The organism is Nocardia sp. NPDC050718, assembly GCF_040654235.1.
Taxonomy (GTDB): domain Bacteria; phylum Actinomycetota; class Actinomycetes; order Mycobacteriales; family Mycobacteriaceae; genus Nocardia.
In genome coordinates this window covers 656,903-676,387 of the sequence record NZ_JBFAHQ010000002.1, presented here as the reverse complement: position 1 = coordinate 676,387, position 19,485 = coordinate 656,903, and the positions used below count along the sequence as shown (strand labels likewise).

Genomic DNA, 19,485 nt, shown 5'->3' with positions numbered 1-19,485 from the left:
TCCCGGCGGATCCGTGGCCCACTGCCGCATCCGCCGGGACCCGCACACCCCGGCGGGGCGCGAGGTCAGTAGTCGCGACCGGTGAGTCCCCGGTAGACGAAGCGCGTGATCGACTCGACCGCTTCCTCGTCGCCGATCGTCACCGAGCCGTCCGCCACCATCCGCAGCATCCCGTCGACCGCCGCGAACATCATCGCCAGACTGGCGTCCACGGTCCCCGGCAGCTGGAGCCCGCGCTCGGGGAAGTCGGCGATATGGTCGGCGATGTCGGCACGCTGCGCCGCCCCGAATCCCGCGATGACGCGGGCGAATTCGGGGCTCACCTGTGCCGCCTGCTCGATCGCCCGCAGGACCGCGGCGTGCTCGCGCGCGAAGGTCCAGTAGCCGCGCACGTGATAGCGGATCGCCGCCGGATCGGTGAAGTCCCCGTTGTGCTCGGGATCGGCCGCGCGCTCGTCGCCCGCCGCCGCGATATCGGCCAGCAGCGCCTGCAGCAGTTCCTCTTTGCTCGCGAAGTGGTTGTAGAACGACCCGGCCGCCCGGCCCGCGGTGGCGGTGATGTCGGTGATCTTCGCGTTGAGGTAGCCGTGTTCGGCGAACACCTGCCGGGCCGCGTCCTTGAGCGCCTGCTCGGTCTCCGCGGATTTCTCGCGCCTGCCTGCCATCCGAGGCCACCTCCTTGACAAGCACCGTACCAACGCTGAAACTGAATTCATATTCACTGAATGTGGATTCAGTTCTTGTCGCAGGAGGCAGTTCGCATGACCGACCAGGTACTCGTCGCCGGTGCGGGCCCGACCGGGCTCACCCTCGCCATCGATCTCGCGCGGCGCGGCGTCGCCGTCCGGGTCGTCGACCGGGCGGCGTCGGCCTTCCAGGGCTCGCGCGGTGACGGCATCCAGCCGCGCACGCTCGAGGTGTTCGACGATCTCGGCGTCCTCGACGCGGTGCTGGCCGCCGGGCGCGACCTCCCGGTCATGCGCGCCTATTTCGGGGGCGAGTTCGCCGGTGAGCGGCGGATGGCCGAGCCGGTCGCGCCGACACCCGATGTGCCGTACCCGAACGCGTGGGTGCTCGGCCAGTCCGACACCGAGGCGATCCTGCGGGACCGGCTGGCCGAGCTGGGCGGACAGGTCGAATTCGATACGGCGCTGGTCGAATTCACGCAGGACGCCACCGGCGTGACGGTGATCCTGGAACGCGACGGCCGCCGGGAGACGGTGCGCACGTGCTATCTCGTGGGTGCCGACGGCGGGGCGAGCACGGTCCGCAAGCGCCTGGGTATCGCGTTCGAGGGCAGCACCGACGATTCGATCAGGATGCTGCTCGGCGATGTCCGCGTCGACGCCCTCGACCACGAGTTCGGCTACTGGTTCGCCGCGGCGGCCGACCAGCCGATGACCGGATTCGCCCTGTCACCGCTGCCCGGCGGGCGCCGCTTCCAGTTCGCCGCCCCGCTCGCGCAGGACCAGGCCGCCGACCTGGCCACCCTCCAGGAACTCGCCGACCGGCACGCGCCCGCGCTGGCGCTCGAGCTGACGGACCTGTCCTGGGTCACGGTGTGGCGCCCCAACATTCGCCTCGCCGCGCGGTTCCGCGACGGCCGGGTGCTGCTCGCGGGCGACGCCGCCCACGTCCACCCGCCGACCGGCGGCCAGGGCCTCAATACCGGTGTCCAGGACGCCTACAACCTCGGTTGGAAGCTGGCCGCGGCCCTCGCGGGCGACCCGGTCCCGCTCGACACCTACGAACCGGAACGCCGCACCGTCGCCGCCCAGGTCCTCGGCCTGAGCACCGCGCTCCTCGACAAGCTCGTCGACGGCGACGAGGACGCGATGCGCCGCGGCCCCGAGACCCGCCAGCTCGGCATCTCCTACCGCTCCCCCGCCGAGCAAGGTCCGCTCGTCGCGGGCGACCGCGCGCCGGATGCCCCGCTCGTGGACGCCGCCGGTCGTCGTATCCGGCTCTTCGACCTGTTCCGCGGCCCGCACGCCACCCTGCTGCGTTTCGCGCCGACGCCGTCGCCGACACCCGACACCGATCGCCCGCTGTCCGGACGCTCCGCGAAGGACGCGTCCGTCGGCGATCCCACGATCCACACGGTCGAGATCCGCCGCGCCGACGACCCGCACCACCCCGCGGCCACCACCCTGGTCGACACCGACGGACACGCCTTCACCGCCTACGCGGCCACCCCCGGCACCCAGATCCTGATCCGCCCGGACGGCCATCTGGCCCGCCGCTGGTGAACGGAACCGATGCCGGACACGACGGCGGCCGGGCAGTGTCTGCCCGGCCGCCGTTCGCGCGCGGGGTCTACAGCCCGATGAAGGAGCCCACCGTGTTCCAGCCGAGCACCGAGTCCACGGCCAGCCCGCAGAACACCACGGCCAGGTAGTTGTTCGACTGCAGGAACAGCCGCAGCGGCTTCACCGACTCACCGCGCCGCACCCCGGCGTAGAGCTGGTGGGCCATCAGCAGGAACCAGGCGCCCGCGACCAGCGCGACCGCGGTGTAGATGACACCGGTCGCCGGGACCAGGGCGAGCGTGGCCAGCACGGTCAGCCAGGTGTAGATGACGATCTGCTTGGTGACGACCTGCTCGGTCGCGACCACCGGCAGCATCGGCACGCCCGCCGCGCGGTAGTCCTCCTTGTAGCGCATGGCCAGCGCCCAGGTGTGCGGCGGCGTCCAGAAGAAGATGACGGCGAACAGCACGATCGCGGGCCAGCCGATGGTGCCGGTGACCGCGGACCAGCCGACCAGGGCGGGCATGCAGCCCGCGGCGCCGCCCCAGACCACGTTCTGCGAGGTCCGGCGCTTGAGGCCCTTGGTGTAGACGAAGACGTAGAACAGGATCGTCGCGACGACCAGCACGCCGCTGAGCAGGTTGGCCTGCCACCACAGCCACGCGAACGAGATCGCGCCGAGGGCGACACCGAAGACCAGCGCGTGCCTGGTCGGCACGGCGTCGCGGGCCAGCGGGCGCCGCGCGGTCCGCTTCATCACCTTGTCGATGTCGGCGTCGGCGACACAGTTGAGGGTGTTGGCGCTGGCCGCGCCCATCCAGCCACCGAACAGGGTGACCAGGATCAGCCGGATGTCGACGGTGCCGCGATCGGCGAGCAGCATGGTCGGGATCGTGGCGACCAGCAACAGCTCGATGACGCGCGGCTTGGTGAGCGCGATGTAGGCGAGCGGCTTGCGCAGTACCTTGGAGACCAAGCCGTCGCCGGAGAGGCGATCGGCGAGCGCCGTCGAGGAATTGTGCGCACCGCTACTACCCGGCTGGGGATCGATCCGCACTGTTTCTCCTCGCACGCTGTGCTTCGCATCCGGCATTGGAACGAGCAGCGCGCGGCTGCGGCGCGGCCACTACTACAGACGATGGTAGACCCACGCCGATGCCGCTCCGCGCCAGGCCCCTGCCACCGTGGGCGCGGTCACCGCACCGCTCGCGGCCCTCGCCCGGCCGCACGCGGTGGTGAACCGGCATCGACATGCAGGTGAACGGCACCGCGGACACGCCACCGTCCGGCGCGCCGATCGATGCCGCCCACACCGGGAGACGACGCCCGGGTCGGCACTAGACTCACAACCAGGGTTCGCGCCGGTCCCACCGAGCACCACCACTAGGGTATGGATGTACATCGGTACGCACCCCCGGCCGCGTGCGATCCGCATCAGACACCCATCGCCGCTGCCATGTATCGCCGTCGACGAAACCTAGGTCAGGAGAACCACGGTCGTGTCAGTCACAGACGACATTCGCGCCCTCACTCAGCGGAACTACCCCAGCGACTGGACGGACCTCGACACCAAGGCCGTCGATACCGCCCGCGTGCTCGCCGCCGACGCCGTGCAGAAGGCGGGCAACGGGCACCCCGGCACCGCGATGAGTCTCGCGCCGGTCGCCTACACCCTCTTCCAGCGCACCATGCGCCACGACCCGGCGGAGCCGCGCTGGGTCGGCCGCGACCGGTTCGTGCTCTCCTGTGGGCATTCCAGCCTCACCCTGTACGTGCAGCTGTACCTGGCCGGTTTCGGCCTGGAGCTGACCGACCTCGAGGACCTGCGCCAGTGGGGCTCGCTGACCCCGGGCCACCCCGAGTTCCGGCACACCGACGGCGTCGAGATCACCACCGGCCCGCTGGGCCAGGGTCTGGCCTCCGCGGTCGGCATGGCGATGGCCGCCCGCCGCGAGCGCGGCCTGTTCGATCCTGAGGCCGCGCCGGGCACCAGCCCGTTCGACCACTTCATCTACACCATCGCCTCCGACGGCGACCTGCAGGAGGGCGTCACCGCCGAGGCGTCCTCGATCGCGGGCACCCAGCAGCTGGGCAACCTCGTGGTGATCTACGACGACAACGAGATCTCCATCGAGGACGACACCGACATCGCCTTCACCGAGGACGTCGCCAAGCGCTACGAGGCCTACGGCTGGCACGTGCAGATCGTCGAGGGCGGCGAGGACGTCGTGGCGATCGAGGCGGCCATCGCGGCGGCCAAGGCCGAGACCGCCAAGCCGTCGATCATCATCCTGCGCACCATCATCGGCTTCCCCGCGCCGAACAAGATGAACACCGGCGGCGTGCACGGCGCGGCGCTGGGCGCCGACGAGGTCGCCGCGGTGAAGAAGGCGCTGGGCTTCGACCCGGAGAAGTCCTTCGACGTCGACCCGGCCGTCATCGAGCACACCCGCGGGGCGCTCGGCCGCGGTGCCGAGGCGAAGGCGAAGTGGCAGCAGGGTTTCGACGCGTGGGCCGAGGCCAACCCGTCGAACAAGGCGCTGTTCGACCGCCTGCAGACCCGCACCCTGCCCAAGGGCTGGGTCGAGGCGCTGCCCGCCTTCGAGACCGATCCCAAGGGCATGGCCACCCGCAAGGCGTCGGGCAAGTTCCTGGCCGCGGTCGCCGACGAGCTGCCGGAGCTGTGGGGCGGTTCGGCCGACCTGGCCGAGTCCAACAACACCACCATGCCCAACCAGCCGAGCTTCGGCCCGGAGTCGATCTCCACCGGCATGTGGAAGGCGCAGCCCTACGGCCGCACCCTGCACTTCGGCATCCGTGAGCACGCGATGGGCTCGATCCTCAACGGCATCGCGCTGCACGGCCCGACCCGTCCGTACGGCGGCACCTTCCTGGTGTTCTCCGACTACATGCGTCCGGCCGTGCGCCTGGCCGCGCTGATGCGGGTGCCCGCCATCTACGTCTGGACCCACGACTCCATCGGTCTCGGCGAGGACGGCCCGACCCACCAGCCGATCGAGCATCTGGCCGCGCTGCGCGCGATCCCCGGCCTCAATGTGGTCCGCCCCGGCGACGCCAACGAGACCGTGCACGCCTGGCGCACCATCCTCGAGCGCGACTCCGACGAGCACACCTCGCATTTCCACACCTACGACACCCCGCACCAGGACGGCCCGTCCGCGCTGGCGCTGACCCGCCAGGACATCCCGACGCTCGAGGGCACCAGCTACGAGGGTGTCAAGAAGGGTGGCTACATCCTGGCCGAGGCCTCCACCGGCACTCCGCAGGTCATCCTCATCGGCACCGGTTCCGAGCTCCAGCTCGCCGTCGCCGCGCGCACTACGCTGGAGGAGCAGGGCATCCCGACCCGCGTGGTCTCGATGCCGTGCGTGGAATGGTTCGACGCGCAGGAGCAGGGCTACCGCGACGAGGTGCTGCCCCCTTCGGTGCGCGCCCGGGTGGCCGTCGAGGCCGGTATCGCGATGCCGTGGCACCGGTTCGTCGGTGACGCGGGTGAGGTCGTCGGGATCGAGCACTTCGGCGCCTCGGCCAACTTCAAGAAGCTGTACTCCGAGTTCGGTATCACCGCCGATGCCGTCGTCGCCGCCGCGCTGCGTTCGACCGACAAGGTGAAGGGGTAAAACCAATGGCACAGAACGAGAATCTCGCCGCGCTCTCGGCCGCGGGCGTCTCGGTGTGGCTCGACGACCTGTCCCGTGAGCGGATCGAGTCCGGCAATCTCGCCGACCTGATCGCGACCAGGAGCATCGTCGGCGTCACCACGAATCCGAGCATCTTCCAGGCGGCGCTGAGCCAGGGCCACGAGTACGACGGTCAGCTGAAGGAACTCGCCGCCCAGGGCGCCGACGCCGACGCCGCGATCCGCACCATGACCACCGACGACGTGCGCGCCGCCTGCGACGTGCTCGCCCCGGTGTTCGAGGCCAGCAACGGCGTCGACGGCCGGGTGTCGATCGAGGTCGACCCGCGCTTCGCCTTCGACGCGGACAAGACCGTCGCCCAGGCCATCGAGCTGTGGAAGATCGTCGACCGCAAGAACCTGTTCATCAAGATCCCGGCCACCGAGGCGGGCCTGCCCGCCATCACCTCGGTGATCGGCGAGGGCATCAGCGTCAACGTGACGCTGATCTTCTCGGTGCCGCGCTACCGCGCGGTGATGGGCGCCTACCTCGACGGTCTGCGCAACGCCAAGATCGGCGGCCACGACCTGGCCAAGATCCATTCCGTCGCTTCGTTCTTCGTCTCCCGCGTGGACACCGAGATCGACAAGCGGCTGGAGGCGATCGGCACCCCCGAGGCGCTCGCGCTGCGCGGCAAGGCCGGCGTCGCGAACGCCCGGCTCGCCTACGCCGAGTACCAGGACGTGTTCGACGGTGGCGCGCACACCTCCACCTACAACCACCTGGCCGCGCAGGGCGCCAACCGCCAGCGGCCGCTGTGGGCCTCGACCGGCGTGAAGAACCCGGACTACCCGGATACCCTCTACGTCACCGAGCTCGTCGGCCCGAACACCGTGAACACGTTGCCGGAGAAGACGTTGCAGGCCTTCGCCGATCACGGCGAGGTGCGCGGCGACACGCTCAGCGGGCTGGGTGTCGAGGCCGCGCAGGTCTTCGCCGACCTGAGCGCGGTCGGCATCGACCTCGACGACGTGTTCGACCTGCTCGAGCGCGAGGGCGTCGACAAGTTCGAACAGGCGTGGAACGAACTGCTGGAAGCCACCACCGGCGAACTGAACTCCGCGGCGGCGGGGGGCAACTGACCCGATGGCCGGCACAGCATCGAGCGATCGGGCGGCGGGGCTGTGGCACAACCCGCTGCGCGACGAACGAGATAAACGGGTTCCCTTCATCGCGGGACCCTGCTGCATGGTGATCTTCGGTGTCACCGGAGATCTGTCCCGCAAGAAGCTGATGCCGGCCATCTACGACCTCGCGAACCAGGGCCTGTTGCCGCCCGGGTTCGCCCTGGTCGGCTTCGCCCGGCGCGACTACGCCCACGAGGACTTCGCCGCCGTCGTCCTCGACGCCGTGAAACAGCACGCGCGCACCCCCTTCCGCCAGGAGGTCTGGGACCACCTGGCGGAGGGCGTGCGGTTCGTCCAGGGCAGTTTCGACGACGACGCCGCCTTCGCGACGCTCGCCGACACCCTGCGGACCCTGGACGCGACCCGCGGCACCGGCGGCAACTACGCCTTCTACCTGTCGATTCCGCCGAACATGTTCCCGGTGGTGCTCGACCAGCTCTCCGAGCACAAGCTCGCCCAGCCAACGAGTACCGACGCCGACGGCTACCTGCCGTGGCGCCGGGTGGTGATCGAGAAGCCCTTCGGGCACGACCTGGCCAGCGCCAAGGAACTCAACGCGCTGGTCAACCGGGTGTTCCCGGAGGAGCAGGTCTTCCGCATCGATCACTATCTCGGCAAGGAGACGGTGCAGAACATCCTGGCGCTGCGCTTCGCCAACGAGCTGTTCGAGCCGATCTGGAACGCCAACTACGTCGACAGCGTGCAGATCACCATGGCCGAGGACATCGGCCTCGGCGGGCGCGCCGGGTACTACGACGGCATCGGCGCCGCCCGCGACGTCATCCAGAACCATCTGCTGCAGCTGCTGGCGCTCACCGCCATGGAGGAACCGACCTCCTTCGAGCCCCAGCAGCTGACCACCGAGAAGATCAAGGCGCTCTCGGCCACCAAACTCGTCGAGCCGCTGGACGAGACGACCGCGCGCGGTCAGTACACCGAGGGCTGGCAGGGCAGCGAGCACGTGGTCGGCCTGCACGAGGAAGAGGGCTTCGACCCGCAGTCGCGCACCGAGACCTACGCCGCGATCACCGCGCACGTGGAGAACCGCCGCTGGGCCGGTGTCCCGTTCTACCTGCGCACCGGCAAGCGCCTCGGCCGCCGGGTCACCGAGATCGCGGTCATCTTCAAGCGCGCGCCGCACCTGCCCTTCGACCAGACGATGACCGAGGAGCTCGGCCAGAACGCGCTGGTCATCCGGGTGCAGCCGGACGAGGGCATCACCCTGCGGTTCGGTTCCAAGGTGCCGGGCTCCGGCATGGAAGTGCGCGACGTGAACATGGACTTCAGCTACGGCGAGGCGTTCACCGAGTCCTCGCCCGAGGCCTACGAGCGGCTGATCCTGGACGTGCTGCTCGGCGTGCCCTCACTGTTCCCGGTGAACGCGGAGGTCGAATTGTCCTGGCGCATCCTCGATCCGGTGCTGGCGCACTGGGCCGCCGACGGCAAGCCCGAACCCTACGAGGCGGGCACCTGGGGTCCGGCCTCGGCCGACGAGATGCTCGCGCGCAGCGGGCGGGAGTGGCGGCGCCCGTGATCGTCGACATGCCCGACACCACCACGGTCGACGTGGCCAAGAAGATGGTGCAGCTGCGCGAGACCAACGGCGTCATCACCCAGGGCCGGGTGCTCACCCTGGTGGTCTGCACCCTGGACTCCTCCGAGGCCGAGGACGCGATCGACGCCGCCAACGACGCCAGCCGCGAACACCCCTGCCGGGTGATCGTGCTGGCCCGCGGTGACCGCGACGCCGACACTCGCCTCGACGCCCAGATCCGGGTCGGCGGGGACGCGGGCGCGGCCGAGGTGATCGTGCTGCGGCTGCAGGGTCCGCTGGTGAATCACGAGAGCAGCGTCGTCACCCCGTTCCTGCTGCCCGACACCCCCGTGGTGGCGTGGTGGCCGCGGGGCGCGCCGGAGTTCCCGTCCATGGACTCCGTGGGCAAGCTGGCCAAGCGCCGGATCACCGACGCCACCTTCGCGCCCGATCCGCAGGCCGCGATCAAGAAGCGGCGCTACTCCTACGCGGTGGGCGACACCGATCTCGCGTGGAGCCGGATCACCTACTGGCGGGCACTGCTGGCGGCCGCGCTGGACGAGCCGCCGTTCGAGCCGGTCACCTCGGTGACCGTGTCGGGCCTGGCCAGTGAGCCCGCGCTGGACACGCTGGCGGGCTGGCTGGCCGCGCGGCTGAACTGTCCCGTCGTCCGCCGGACGGGCGAGTTGAAGGTCGAGCTGCACCGCCGCACGGATTCGATCGCCATCAGCAGGCCGCAACTGGGAAGAACCGCAACGCTGACCCGCACCGGCGAGCCCGACCAGCGCATCGCGCTGGCGCGCCGGGAAACTCGCGACTGCCTCGCCGAGGAACTGCGCCGGCTCGACGCCGACGAGATCTACGCCGAGGCACTCGCCGGAATCGAGAAGGTGACCTATGAGTGAGCACATCGACGTGCACGACGAACTCGGCGCCGAATTCCCCGCCAACACCGTCGAAGTCCACGACGATCCCGACGGTCTCGCCGATGCCGCGGCCGCACGCTTCGTCGAGGTGATCGTCGCCGCGCAGACCGAGCGCGGTACCGCCTCGGTGGTGCTCACCGGCGGCAGCGACGGCATCCGGCTGCTGGAGCGGGTCCGGCGCGACCCGGGCGACATCGACTGGTCGACCCTCTACGTCTACTGGGGCGACGAGCGTTTCGTGCCCGACGGCGACCCGGACCGCAACGAGCTGCAGGCCAGGCAGGCGCTGCTCGACTTCGTTCCGCTGAACCCCGCGCACGTGTTCCCGATCGCCCCGTCCGACGGCACCTACGGCTCTCCGGAGGCCGCGGCCGCCGCGTACGCGCAGATCGTGCACACCGAACTCGACGAGCGCGGCGAGTTCGACCTGACCGTGCTCGGCATGGGGCCCGAGGGACATATCAACTCGCTGTTCCCGCATTCCCCCGCGATCCGGGAGACCACGGATTACGTTGTCGCGGTTCATGATTGCCCGAAGCCGCCGCCCACCCGGGTGTCGCTGACGCTGCCCGCCGTGCACCGTTCCCGCCACGTCATGCTCGTGGTCAGCGGCGTCGGCAAGGCCGCCGCGGTCACCGCCGCCGTCAACGGGGCCGCCCCCGACGACGTGCCCTCCGCCGGCGCGGTCGGCATCGAATCGACCACCTGGGTCGTCGACGAGGCCGCCGCCGCGGACCTGCTCCTCGACGAGGAGTAATCGCGTCATCGAAAGGGCCGGGTCCGGCGGGACCCGGCCCTTTCGTGTGGACACCCTGTCGGCCTGCGGCGCCGCATCGATATCGTCGGAGGTGTTCGACCGGCCGAAAGGGTGACCACCAGCATGATCCAGACCGAGACGGTGACGATTCCGGCCCATGTGCACGGCTATCCGCGGGTGGCGTTCGGCGGGTACGTCGCAGGCCTGCTGGCGCGCCGCTCCGGCGCCGACACGGTGCGCGTCGATTTCCGCCGCGCGGTCCCGATCGAGACTCCGATCGCGCTGCCCGCGGGCGCACCGGGTCACGCGACCCTGACCGACGCGGACGGCACCGTCCTCGCCACCGCCGTACCCGCCGACCTCGGCATCACCGCACCACCCGGCCCGTCCTGGTCCGCCGCCAAGCGGGCGGCCGACGCCGCCCTGGCCAGCCCGCACCGCCCGGTCACCGACTGCTTCGGCTGCGGCGTCGAGTGCTCCCCCGGCCACGGCCTGCGCCTGTTCCCCTGGCCGGTGCCGGACCGGCCGATGGTCGCCGCCGCCTGGACCCCCGATCTGAGCCTGGCCGACGACACCGGCGAACTCCCACCGGAGATCGTCTGGTCCGCCCTCGACTGCCCCGGCGGCATCGCCGCCTGGACGTTCCAGAAGATGGCCCGCGGCGCGGTCACCGCGGCGCTCACCGCCACCCGCTTCCGTCCGGTCCCGGCCGGCGCGGAGTACATCGCCCATGCCTGGCCGATCCACGCCGAGGGTCGCAAATACACGGTGGGCGTCGCCCTCGCCACCCGCGACGGCGACCTCTGCGCCCTCGCGGAGGCGCTGTGGGTCGTCCCCCGCGAGCAGACACCACCGGCCGAGTAGCGCCCGCCTCCCAGGCACGCGCGCCGACCGGGCAGGCATCGCGGTCGCGGGGCCGATCGCGACATCCACCGAGTGTCCGGGCCGGAACGGCCGAGTTCGGCGGCCGGAGCGCCTAGCATCGGAGTCCTGGCAAGGCCGGCGAACGGACGTCGACTCGACTCGAGCGAGGAGTGGTGACGATGCGCGATCTGCGAGGAGTGGGTGCGGCCGACGGAGCGCGGCCATGAGCGGGGCGGTCGATCTCGACGCGGCCTTCCGGACGGCGCTCACCGAACTGACGGCCCCGCCGCGCACCGACGGGCCACCCGCGATCGACGCGGCCGTCGGGCTGGAGATCTTCGAATCCCAGGTGACCAGCAGGCATCTCGATCTGACCGCCCGGCGGCTCGGCGCGGCCCGGCAGGGGTACTACAGCATCGGTTCCTCGGGGCACGAGGGAAACGCGGCGGTGGCGGCGGCCCTGCGGGTCGACGATCCGGCTCTGCTGCACTACCGGTCCGGGGCCTTCTTCGTGCAGCGATGCCGTCGGGTGACCGGCCTCGACCCGATCCGGGACGTGCTGCTCGGCGTCGTCGCGGCGGCCGCCGATCCCATCTCCGGCGGCAGGCACAAGGTGTTCGGCAGCAAGCAGGCCGCGATCATCCCGCAGACCTCGACCATCGCCTCGCACCTGCCCCGCGCGGTCGGCCTGGCCTTCGCCCTGGATCGGGCCGCCCGCCAGGGGGTTCCGTGCCCGTGGCCCGCCGACGCGGTGGTGGTGTGCAGTTTCGGTGACGCCTCGGCCAACCACTCGACCGCGGCGGGGGCGATCAACGCCGCGGTGCACGCCTCACACCAGGGCGTGCCGATGCCGATCGTGTTCGTCTGCGAGGACAACGGGCTCGGCATCAGCGTGCCCACGCCGCCGGATTGGATCGAACGCGACTACGGGCCGCGGCCGGGCCTGACCTACCTCGCCACCGACGGCTGCGACCTGCCCGATGTCCTCGGCGCCGCCGACGACGCGGTGCATCTCGCCCGGACCTGGCGGGTGCCGGTCTTCCTGCACGTGCGCACGGTGCGGCTCGGTGGGCACGCGGGCTCCGATGTCGAGGGCGCCTATCGCGGCCCGGCCGAGATCGCCGCCGATCTGGCCCGCGATCCGCTGCTCGGCACCGCCCGCTACCTGCTGTCTGCGGGGATCGCCGACACCGCCGACCTGCTCGCCCGCTACGACCGGATCGGTGGCGCGGTGCGCGACACGGCGGAGAAGGTGGTGCGCGAACCCCGGCTGAGCTCGGCGGGCGCCGTCACCGCCCCGCTCGCGCCCGCCACCCCGGACGCGGTCCGCGCCGATGTCCTGCGCGACCACGTCGATACCACCGACCAGCCCCCGATGACCGTGGCCCAGGCGATCAACCACACCCTGGGCGACCTGCTCGCCCGCGACCGCGACGTGCTGGTCTTCGGCGAGGACGTCGGCCGCAAGGGCGGGGTCTACGGCGTCACCAAGGGGCTGCGCAAGCGGTTCGGCGCGCGCCGGGTCTTCGACACCCTGCTCGACGAACAGAGCATTCTCGGTACCGCGCTGGGCACCGCGCTCGCCGGCTTCGTGCCGATTCCGGAGATCCAGTACCTGGCCTACGTGCACAATGCCGCCGATCAGATCCGCGGCGAGGCGGCGACGCTGTCGTTCTTCTCCAACGGGCAGTACCGCAATCCGATGGTGGTGCGGATCGCCGGACTCGCGTATCAGAAGGGCTTCGGCGGTCACTTCCACAACGACGACTCCCTGGCGGCCCTGCGGGACATCCCCGGGGTCGTGCTGGCCGTGCCCGCCCGCGCCGACGACGCGGCGGCCATGCTGCGCACGTGTGTGTCCGCCGCCAGGGTCGACGGCCGCGTGTGCCTGTTCGTGGAACCGATCGCCCTGTACCACACCAGGGATCTGCATCCGGGCGACGAATCCTGGCTCGCCGCACCGACCTCCGACCATGTGCCGATCGGCCGCGCCCGCGTCTACGGCGAGGGCACCGACCTCACCCTGGTCACCTTCGGCAACGGGGTACCGATGAGCCTGCGCACCGCCGACCGGCTCGCCACCCAGAACATCCGGGTCCGCGTCGTCGACCTGCGCTGGCTCAACCCGCTCCCGATCGCCGACCTGCTGCACCACGCCGAGGCGAGCGGACGGGTGCTCGTCGCCGACGAGACCCGCCGCGCCGGCGGGGTGTCGGAGTCGGTGTTCGCGGCACTCGTCGACGCGGGGTTCCAGGGCACGCTCGCCCGCGTCACCAGTGCGGACAGCTTCGTGCCGCTCGGACCGGCGGCCGACACGGTGCTGCTCGGCGAGGAGGCCATCGAGGCGGCCGCGCAGCGGGTGGTGTGGTCGGTGGTCTAGCGACCTCGGCAGAACTCAGGCGAACTTGATCTCCAGGCCGATGCCGAGGATCGAGATCAGCCAGACGAGGCCGACGAAGATGGTGATGCGGTCGAGGTTCTTCTCGACCACGGTGGAGCCGGACAGGCTCGACTGGACGCCGCCACCGAACAGGCTGGACAAGCCGCCACCCTTGGCGCGGTGCAGCAGCACCAGCAGCACCAACAGGACGCTGGTGATCACAAGGAGGATATCGAGGAACAGCGACATGGCGCCCATCCTATGGGGTCGACGGGCGGCAGGTCTAACCAGGCTCGACCGCGACCAGGTGGGACACCGTTTCCGCCCCCGCCGACCAGCCCGCGACCATCAGCTCGATCTCCTGATCGCGAGCGGTCAACCGGACCTGATGCTGGTGCATGTGCTCGGCCCAGGACCGCACCACGAACGCCTCGACGAACCGGTCGACGGTGCCGACGTCGCGGTAGAGCCGCCACTCCATCGCCCCGGTCCGCTGCCGGGACCGTCCGACCAGCGCCATCGACTCGGTGAACACCGCTTCGTCCTCGGGCGGCACGTCATAGCCGCGCATCACCAGGACCGGGCCGTCCTCCGGGTCGGGCTCGACGACGAGCTGCGGTTCCGGCCAGAACGCCGCCGGGGACAGGTCGATGTCCTCCACGTTGTGCCGGATCGGCCACCACACCGTGCTCACCGCGCAGCAAGCCAGCAGGACCGCCGCGATCAGCAGTGCCGTCACCGCGCCGTACGCGCCCGCGACCAGGCCCCACAGCAGCGAGCCGATGGCCTGCCCGCCCATGAAGACCAGCATGTACACCGATAGCCCGCGGGCCCGCACCCACGCGGGCAGCAGCAGCTGCATCGTCGAGTTCAACGTCGACATCGCCAGCAGCCAGGCGAGACCGGCCCCGACCAGCAGGATCAGCACCAGCGGCACGTTCGGCACCAGCGCGGTCGCCACCGCGCCCAGTCCGAACAGCACCGCCGCCAAGGCGAGTCGCTGGGTCGGGGTGAACAGCACCCGCAACCGGGACAGCCCGAGCGCGCCGCACACCGCGCCCAGCCCGAGCGCGCCGAGCAGCAGGCCGTAGCCGTCGGAGGCCAGACCGAGCCGGTCGTGCGCGATCACCGGCAGCAGCGACCACACCGCGCTCGCCGGGGCGATGAACAGGATCGCGCGGAACAGCACCCGCCGGATCGCGGGCGCCGCGCGGATGAACCGGGTGCCCGCCTGGAGCGCCGCGAGCGGGCGTTCGCTGGGCAGGGTGCGCGGCCGAGTCGCCCACTTCGACACCAGCAGCACCGCGACGATCCCGACGAACGACAGGGTGTTGAACCCGAAGACCACCGTCGGCCCGGCGATCGAGACGATCACACCCGCGATCGCGGGCCCCACCGCGCGACCGATATTGATGCTCATACTGCCCAGCGCGGCCGCGGAGGTGATCTGGTCACGCGGCACCAGCTCGGGCTGGATCGCCTGCCACGCGGGCGCCGTGAGCGCCTGCCCGCAGCCGAGCAGGAACAGCAGGGTCAGCAGGACCGACGGGGTCGTGTGCCCGGTCGCGGTGAACACGGTGAGGGTGAGCGAGGCCAGCGCCATGCCGGTCTGCGCGCCGATCAGCAACCTGCGCCGGTCGACCAGATCGGCGAGCACCCCGGACGGGATGGACAGCAGCATCACCGGCAGTGCCAGCGCGGTCTGCACGAACGACACCAGCGCCGCGGCGTTCGGCGCGTCGACCAGAATCCACTGCGCGCCGACCGTCTGCATCCAGGTGCCCAGATTCGACACCAGCTGCGCGATCCACAGCGCCCGGTACACCGGCGACCGCAACGGCGCCCACGTCGACACCGGTCCCGCCGTCACGCTGCTCACCCGCCGAGCATATCCCCGGCGAACGGCCGGGAACGGGTCCGCAACGGCGCGCGACCCGGTGCGCTCGGGCAACGGATTCACCGCACCGCGAGCCGTACGATGGGCGACATGTCGGCAACACTGATCCGTCTCGCCGCGCTCTGTGTGCTCGCCACCGCCGCGGCCACGGCCTGTTCCTCCTCGGACGAACCGAAGGCACCCGACGACGCGGCGACCCCGATGGGCCACACCTACATCTCCACCGAGGTCGACGGCGACACCATCCCCGGCGGCGGTCCGATGACACTCACCTTCGCCGACGGCCGCATCTCGGCGAACTCGGGCTGCAACACCAGCAGCGGCACCGTCGACCTGAGCAACCACATCCTGCACACCTCCCCGCTGGCGGGCACCCTGATGGCGTGCACCGGTGACCGCGGCCGCGCGGACGCCTGGCAGAACACCTTCCTGGAGTCCGACCCCACCTGGCGCCTCGACGGCGACAAGCTGACGCTGACCGGCAAGACGGTCACCGTCCACCTCACCGACAAGAAGATCGTCACCCCGGACAAGCCGCTGCTCGGCACCACCTGGGTGGTCACCACGCTGCTGACCCCGCAGGGGCAGGTCCGCTCCACCACCCTCGACGAGGTGAGCCCGAACCTGACGATCGGCGAGGGCGGCACCGTCAGCGGGATGGCCGGCTGCAACCGGATGACCGGCACGGCGGGCATCGGCCCCGGCGACGCGGTGAACTTCGCCGTCGCCACCACCAAGATGATGTGCGCGCCGGAGGTCATGGAGGTCGAGAGCAGCGTGCTGACCGCCCTGGACGGCCGCACCACGGCCACCGTCGACGGCGACACCCTCACCCTGCGCAACGACAACGGCAGCGGCCTGGTCCTGCACGCGCAGTAACGCCGAACGACGAAGGGCCGGAAACCAGTGCGGTTTCCGGCCCTTCGTCGCTGTCTACCCGATCAGGGCAGCGGTCCACCCGCGGCGATCGCCGACAGGGTGGCGAACTCGTCCGCCTTGAGCGAAGCACCGCCGACCAGGGCGCCGTCGATGTCGGGCTGACCGACCAGCTCGCCGACGTTCTTGGCGTTGACCGAACCGCCGTAGAGCACACGGACACCCGCGGCGACCTCCGGCGAGGCCAGCTCGGCCAGCTCGGCCCGGATCGCGCCACAGACTTCCTGCGCGTCCGCCGCCGAGGCGACCTTGCCCGTGCCGATCGCCCAGACCGGCTCGTAGGCGATGACGACCTGCGAGATCTGCTCGGCCGTCAGGCCCTTCAGCGAACCACGCAGCTGCTCGAGGTTGTACTCGACGTGCGTGCCCGCCTCGCGGACGCCCAGACCCTCACCGATGCAGACGATCGGGGTGATCTCGTTCTTCAGCGCCTGCTTGGCCTTGGCCAGCACGGTGGCGTCGTCCTCGTTGTGGTACTGACGACGCTCCGAGTGCCCGACCACCGCGAAGGTGCAGCCCAGCTTGGCCAGCATCGACCCGCTGACCTCGCCGGTGTAGGCACCGGAATCGTGCACCGACACGTCCTGCGCACCATAGGTGAGCAGGAGCTTGTCGCCCTCGACCACCGACTGCACGCTGCGCAGGTCGGTGAACGGCGGGATCACCGACACGTCGACCTTGGCGAAGTACTTCTCCGGCAGCGCGAAGGCCACCTTCTGCACCAGTGCGATGGCCTCGAGGTGGTTGAGGTTCATCTTCCAGTTGCCCGCGATGAGCGGTTTCCGTGCCATCGCTCAGCCCTCCAGCACCGAAATACCGGGCAGCTCTTTGCCTTCCAGGTATTCCAGGGACGCGCCACCACCGGTGGAGATGTGCGAGAAACCGTCGTCGGGCAGGCCGAGCGTGCGCACGGCGGCCGCCGAGTCGCCGCCGCCGACCACGGTGAACGCACCCTTGCCGGTCGCGGTCACGATGGCCTCGGCCACCCCACGGGTGCCCGCGGCGAACTTCTCGAACTCGAACACGCCCATCGGGCCGTTCCAGAACACCGTCTTCGCCTCGGTCAGCAGCGCGGCGAACCGCGACACCGACTCGGGGCCGATGTCCAGGCCCATCCAGCCGTCGGGGATTTCGGTCGAGGCGACCGTCTTCGCGTCGGCGTCGGCGGCGAACTTGTCGGCCGCGACGATGTCGACCGGCAGGTGCAGCACGTCGCCGAAGCGCTCGAGCAGATCCTTGCAGGTGTCGATCATCTCTTCCTGCAGCAGCGAGGTGCCCACCGAAAGGCCCTGTGCGGCAAGGAAGGTGAAGCACATGCCGCCGCCGATCACCAGGGTGTCGACCTTGGGGGCCAGCGCCTCGATGACCGCGAGCTTGTCGGAGACCTTGGAGCCGCCGAGCACCACCGCGTACGGGCGGGCCGGGTCCTGGGTGAGCTTCTGGAGCACCTCGACCTCGGCCGCCACCAGCGTGCCCGCGTAGTGCGGCAGCTGCTGGGCGACGTCGTAGACCGAGGCCTGCTTGCGGTGCACCACGCCGAAACCGTCGGAGACGAACGCGCCGTCGTCACCGACCAGCTCGACGTAGGCCGCCGCCAGCTTCGCCCGCTCGGCGTCGTCCTTGCTGGTCTCGCGCGCGTCGAAACGCACGTTCTCCAGCAGCAGCACGTCGCCGTCGGTGAGGCCTTCGGACCGCGAGAGGGCGTCGTAGCCCACCACGTCACCGGCCAGCTGGACATTGCGGCCCAGCAGCTCGGCCAGCTTCACGGCCACCGGTGCCAGCGAGTACTTGGCGTCCGGCTCGCCCTTGGGACGGCCCAGGTGGGCCATCACGACCACCTTGGCGCCGGCCTCGACCAGCGCCTGGATGGTCGGCACCGAGGCGATGATGCGGCCCGGGTCGGTGATCTGACCGTTGTCGTCGAGGGGGACGTTCAGGTCGGAGCGCACGAGCACGCCCCGGCCTTCGACGCCCTCGGCCAGGAGATCCTGCAGTGTCTGAACAGTCATCGCGGTCAGAGCGACTTGCCGACGAGGCCGATGAGGTCGGCGAGGCGGTTGGAGTAGCCCCACTCGTTGTCGTACCAGGACACGACCTTGACCTCGTTGCCGATGACCTTGGTCAGCGGGGCGTCGTAGATCGAGGAGTGCGGGTCGGTGACGATGTCACTCGACACGATCGGGTCCACGTTGTACTTGAGGATGCCCTGCAGCGGGCCCTCGGCGGCGGCCTTCATCGCGGCGTTGATCTCGTCGATGGTGGCCGGCTTGGCCAGGGTCGCGGTGAGGTCGGTGACCGAGCCCGTCGGGACCGGAACGCGCAGCGCGTAGCCGTCCAGCTTGCCCTGCAGCTCGGGGAGCACCAGGCCGATGGCCTTGGCGGCGCCGGTGCCGGTGGGCACGATGTTCAGGGCCGCGGCGCGGGCGCGACGCAGGTCCTTGTGCGGCGCGTCCTGCAGGTTCTGGTCCTGGGTGTACGCGTGGATGGTGGTCATCAGGCCCTGGACGATGCCGAACTCGTCGTTGAGGACCTTGGCGATCGGGCCGAGGCAGTTGGTGGTGCACGAGGCGTTGGAGATGATGTTCTGGCTGCCGTCGTACTTGTCGTCGTTGACGCCCATCACGATGGTGATGTCCTCGCCGGAGGCCGGCGCGGAGATGATGACCTTCTTGGCGCCCGCGGACAGGTGGCCCTTGGCCTTGGCGGCGTCGGTGAAGATGCCGGTGGACTCCACGACGATGTCGACGCCCAGGTCGCCCCACGGCAGCGCCGACGGGCCTTCCTTGATCGCCAGCGCCTTGATGCGCTGCTCGCCCACGACGATGACGTCACCGTCGACGGAGACCTCCTGCGGCAGCCGACCCAGGATCGAGTCGTACTTCAGCAGGGTCGCCAGGGTGTTGATGTCGGTGAGGTCGTTGACCGCGACGATCTCGATATCGGTCTTGCCGACAGCCTTCAGCGCCTCCACCGCACGGAAGAAGTTACGTCCGATACGACCGAAGCCGTTGATACCTACCCGGACAGTCACGTTATCGCTCCTCAGCTTTCAAGCGGATTCATTCCGACGGGAACCACAGTAGTAGCCGTCACCTGCTTCACGACAGCCACCTG

At 70.4% G+C, this 19,485-nt stretch carries 16 protein-coding genes; 9 read left to right on the top strand and 7 right to left on the bottom strand.

The features are described from left to right. Window positions 1-65 precede the first annotated feature (65 nt). Window positions 66-665 (bottom strand): TetR/AcrR family transcriptional regulator, encoded by a 600-nt coding sequence (locus AB0H54_RS12605; RefSeq protein WP_357345167.1) that lies wholly within the window; start codon window positions 663-665, stop codon window positions 66-68. Between the two features lie 96 nt (window positions 666-761). Here AB0H54_RS12605 and AB0H54_RS12600 point away from each other — a divergent pair, with 96 nt between their 5' ends. Beyond that, complete coding sequence (locus AB0H54_RS12600; RefSeq protein WP_357345166.1) at window positions 762-2,249, top strand: FAD-dependent monooxygenase; 1,488 nt, start codon at window positions 762-764, stop codon at window positions 2,247-2,249. Between the two features lie 67 nt (window positions 2,250-2,316). On the opposite strand, the gene AB0H54_RS12595 is transcribed toward AB0H54_RS12600, so the two are convergent. Further along, the gene (locus AB0H54_RS12595) at window positions 2,317-3,306 is read right to left on the bottom strand and encodes a heme o synthase (protein ID WP_357345164.1); all 990 of its coding nucleotides are present in this window, start codon (window positions 3,304-3,306) and stop codon (window positions 2,317-2,319) included. Window positions 3,307-3,748: 442 nt separating this feature from the next. On the opposite strand from AB0H54_RS12595, the gene tkt reads away from it, so the two are divergent. The 7 genes from tkt (at window position 3,749) to AB0H54_RS12560 (ending at window position 13,538) form a co-directional block, all read left to right on the top strand. Next, a complete protein-coding gene (gene tkt / locus AB0H54_RS12590; protein ID WP_357345162.1) occupies window positions 3,749-5,890 on the top strand; it encodes a transketolase in 2,142 nt (713 codons plus the stop codon). A gap of 5 nt (window positions 5,891-5,895) precedes the next feature. Continuing rightward, window positions 5,896-7,032 carry a transaldolase gene (gene tal, locus AB0H54_RS12585; RefSeq protein ID WP_355281289.1) on the top strand — a complete coding sequence of 379 codons (1,137 nt, stop codon included), beginning with the start codon at window positions 5,896-5,898 and terminating at the stop codon, window positions 7,030-7,032. A 4-nt stretch (window positions 7,033-7,036) separates the two neighbouring features. Continuing rightward, window positions 7,037-8,611, top strand: coding sequence for a glucose-6-phosphate dehydrogenase (zwf, locus tag AB0H54_RS12580; RefSeq protein WP_357345160.1), 1,575 nt, complete (start codon window positions 7,037-7,039; stop codon window positions 8,609-8,611). Continuing rightward, window positions 8,608-9,516 (top strand): glucose-6-phosphate dehydrogenase assembly protein OpcA, encoded by a 909-nt coding sequence (gene opcA, locus AB0H54_RS12575; RefSeq protein ID WP_355281291.1) that lies wholly within the window; start codon window positions 8,608-8,610, stop codon window positions 9,514-9,516. Before zwf ends, opcA begins: the two co-directional genes overlap by 4 nt. After that, window positions 9,509-10,294, top strand: coding sequence for a 6-phosphogluconolactonase (pgl, locus tag AB0H54_RS12570; RefSeq protein WP_357345159.1), 786 nt, complete (start codon window positions 9,509-9,511; stop codon window positions 10,292-10,294). Before opcA ends, pgl begins: the two co-directional genes overlap by 8 nt. A gap of 123 nt (window positions 10,295-10,417) precedes the next feature. Continuing rightward, entirely contained in the window at window positions 10,418-11,158 is a 741-nt protein-coding gene (locus AB0H54_RS12565) for a PaaI family thioesterase (RefSeq protein ID WP_357345157.1), read from the top strand. A gap of 223 nt (window positions 11,159-11,381) precedes the next feature. Next, window positions 11,382-13,538, top strand: a complete 2,157-nt coding sequence (locus AB0H54_RS12560) for a thiamine pyrophosphate-dependent enzyme (RefSeq protein ID WP_357345155.1) — start codon at window positions 11,382-11,384, stop codon at window positions 13,536-13,538. Window positions 13,539-13,553: 15 nt separating this feature from the next. Here AB0H54_RS12560 and secG read toward each other — a convergent pair whose 3' ends face one another. Further along, the gene (gene secG, locus AB0H54_RS12555; protein ID WP_357345154.1) at window positions 13,554-13,787 is read right to left on the bottom strand and encodes a preprotein translocase subunit SecG; all 234 of its coding nucleotides are present in this window, start codon (window positions 13,785-13,787) and stop codon (window positions 13,554-13,556) included. 34 nt (window positions 13,788-13,821) lie between these two features. Further along, window positions 13,822-15,417 (bottom strand): MFS transporter, encoded by a 1,596-nt coding sequence (locus AB0H54_RS12550; RefSeq protein WP_357345152.1) that lies wholly within the window; start codon window positions 15,415-15,417, stop codon window positions 13,822-13,824. Between the two features lie 108 nt (window positions 15,418-15,525). On the opposite strand from AB0H54_RS12550, the gene AB0H54_RS12545 reads away from it, so the two are divergent. Further along, complete coding sequence (locus AB0H54_RS12545) at window positions 15,526-16,314, top strand: META domain-containing protein (RefSeq protein ID WP_357345150.1); 789 nt, start codon at window positions 15,526-15,528, stop codon at window positions 16,312-16,314. 62 nt (window positions 16,315-16,376) lie between these two features. Here AB0H54_RS12545 and tpiA read toward each other — a convergent pair whose 3' ends face one another. Genes tpiA through gap form a run of 3 tightly spaced genes read right to left on the bottom strand, consistent with a single transcriptional unit; the run spans window position 16,377 to window position 19,402 of the window. After that, entirely contained in the window at window positions 16,377-17,162 is a 786-nt protein-coding gene (tpiA, locus tag AB0H54_RS12540) for a triose-phosphate isomerase (RefSeq protein WP_357345148.1), read from the bottom strand. 3 nt (window positions 17,163-17,165) lie between these two features. Then, window positions 17,166-18,380: a phosphoglycerate kinase gene (locus tag AB0H54_RS12535; RefSeq protein WP_357345146.1), complete on the bottom strand. Its 1,215-nt coding sequence runs from the start codon at window positions 18,378-18,380 to the stop codon at window positions 17,166-17,168. Between the two features lie 5 nt (window positions 18,381-18,385). After that, complete coding sequence (gene gap / locus AB0H54_RS12530; RefSeq protein WP_355281305.1) at window positions 18,386-19,402, bottom strand: type I glyceraldehyde-3-phosphate dehydrogenase; 1,017 nt, start codon at window positions 19,400-19,402, stop codon at window positions 18,386-18,388. Window positions 19,403-19,485 lie beyond the last annotated feature (83 nt).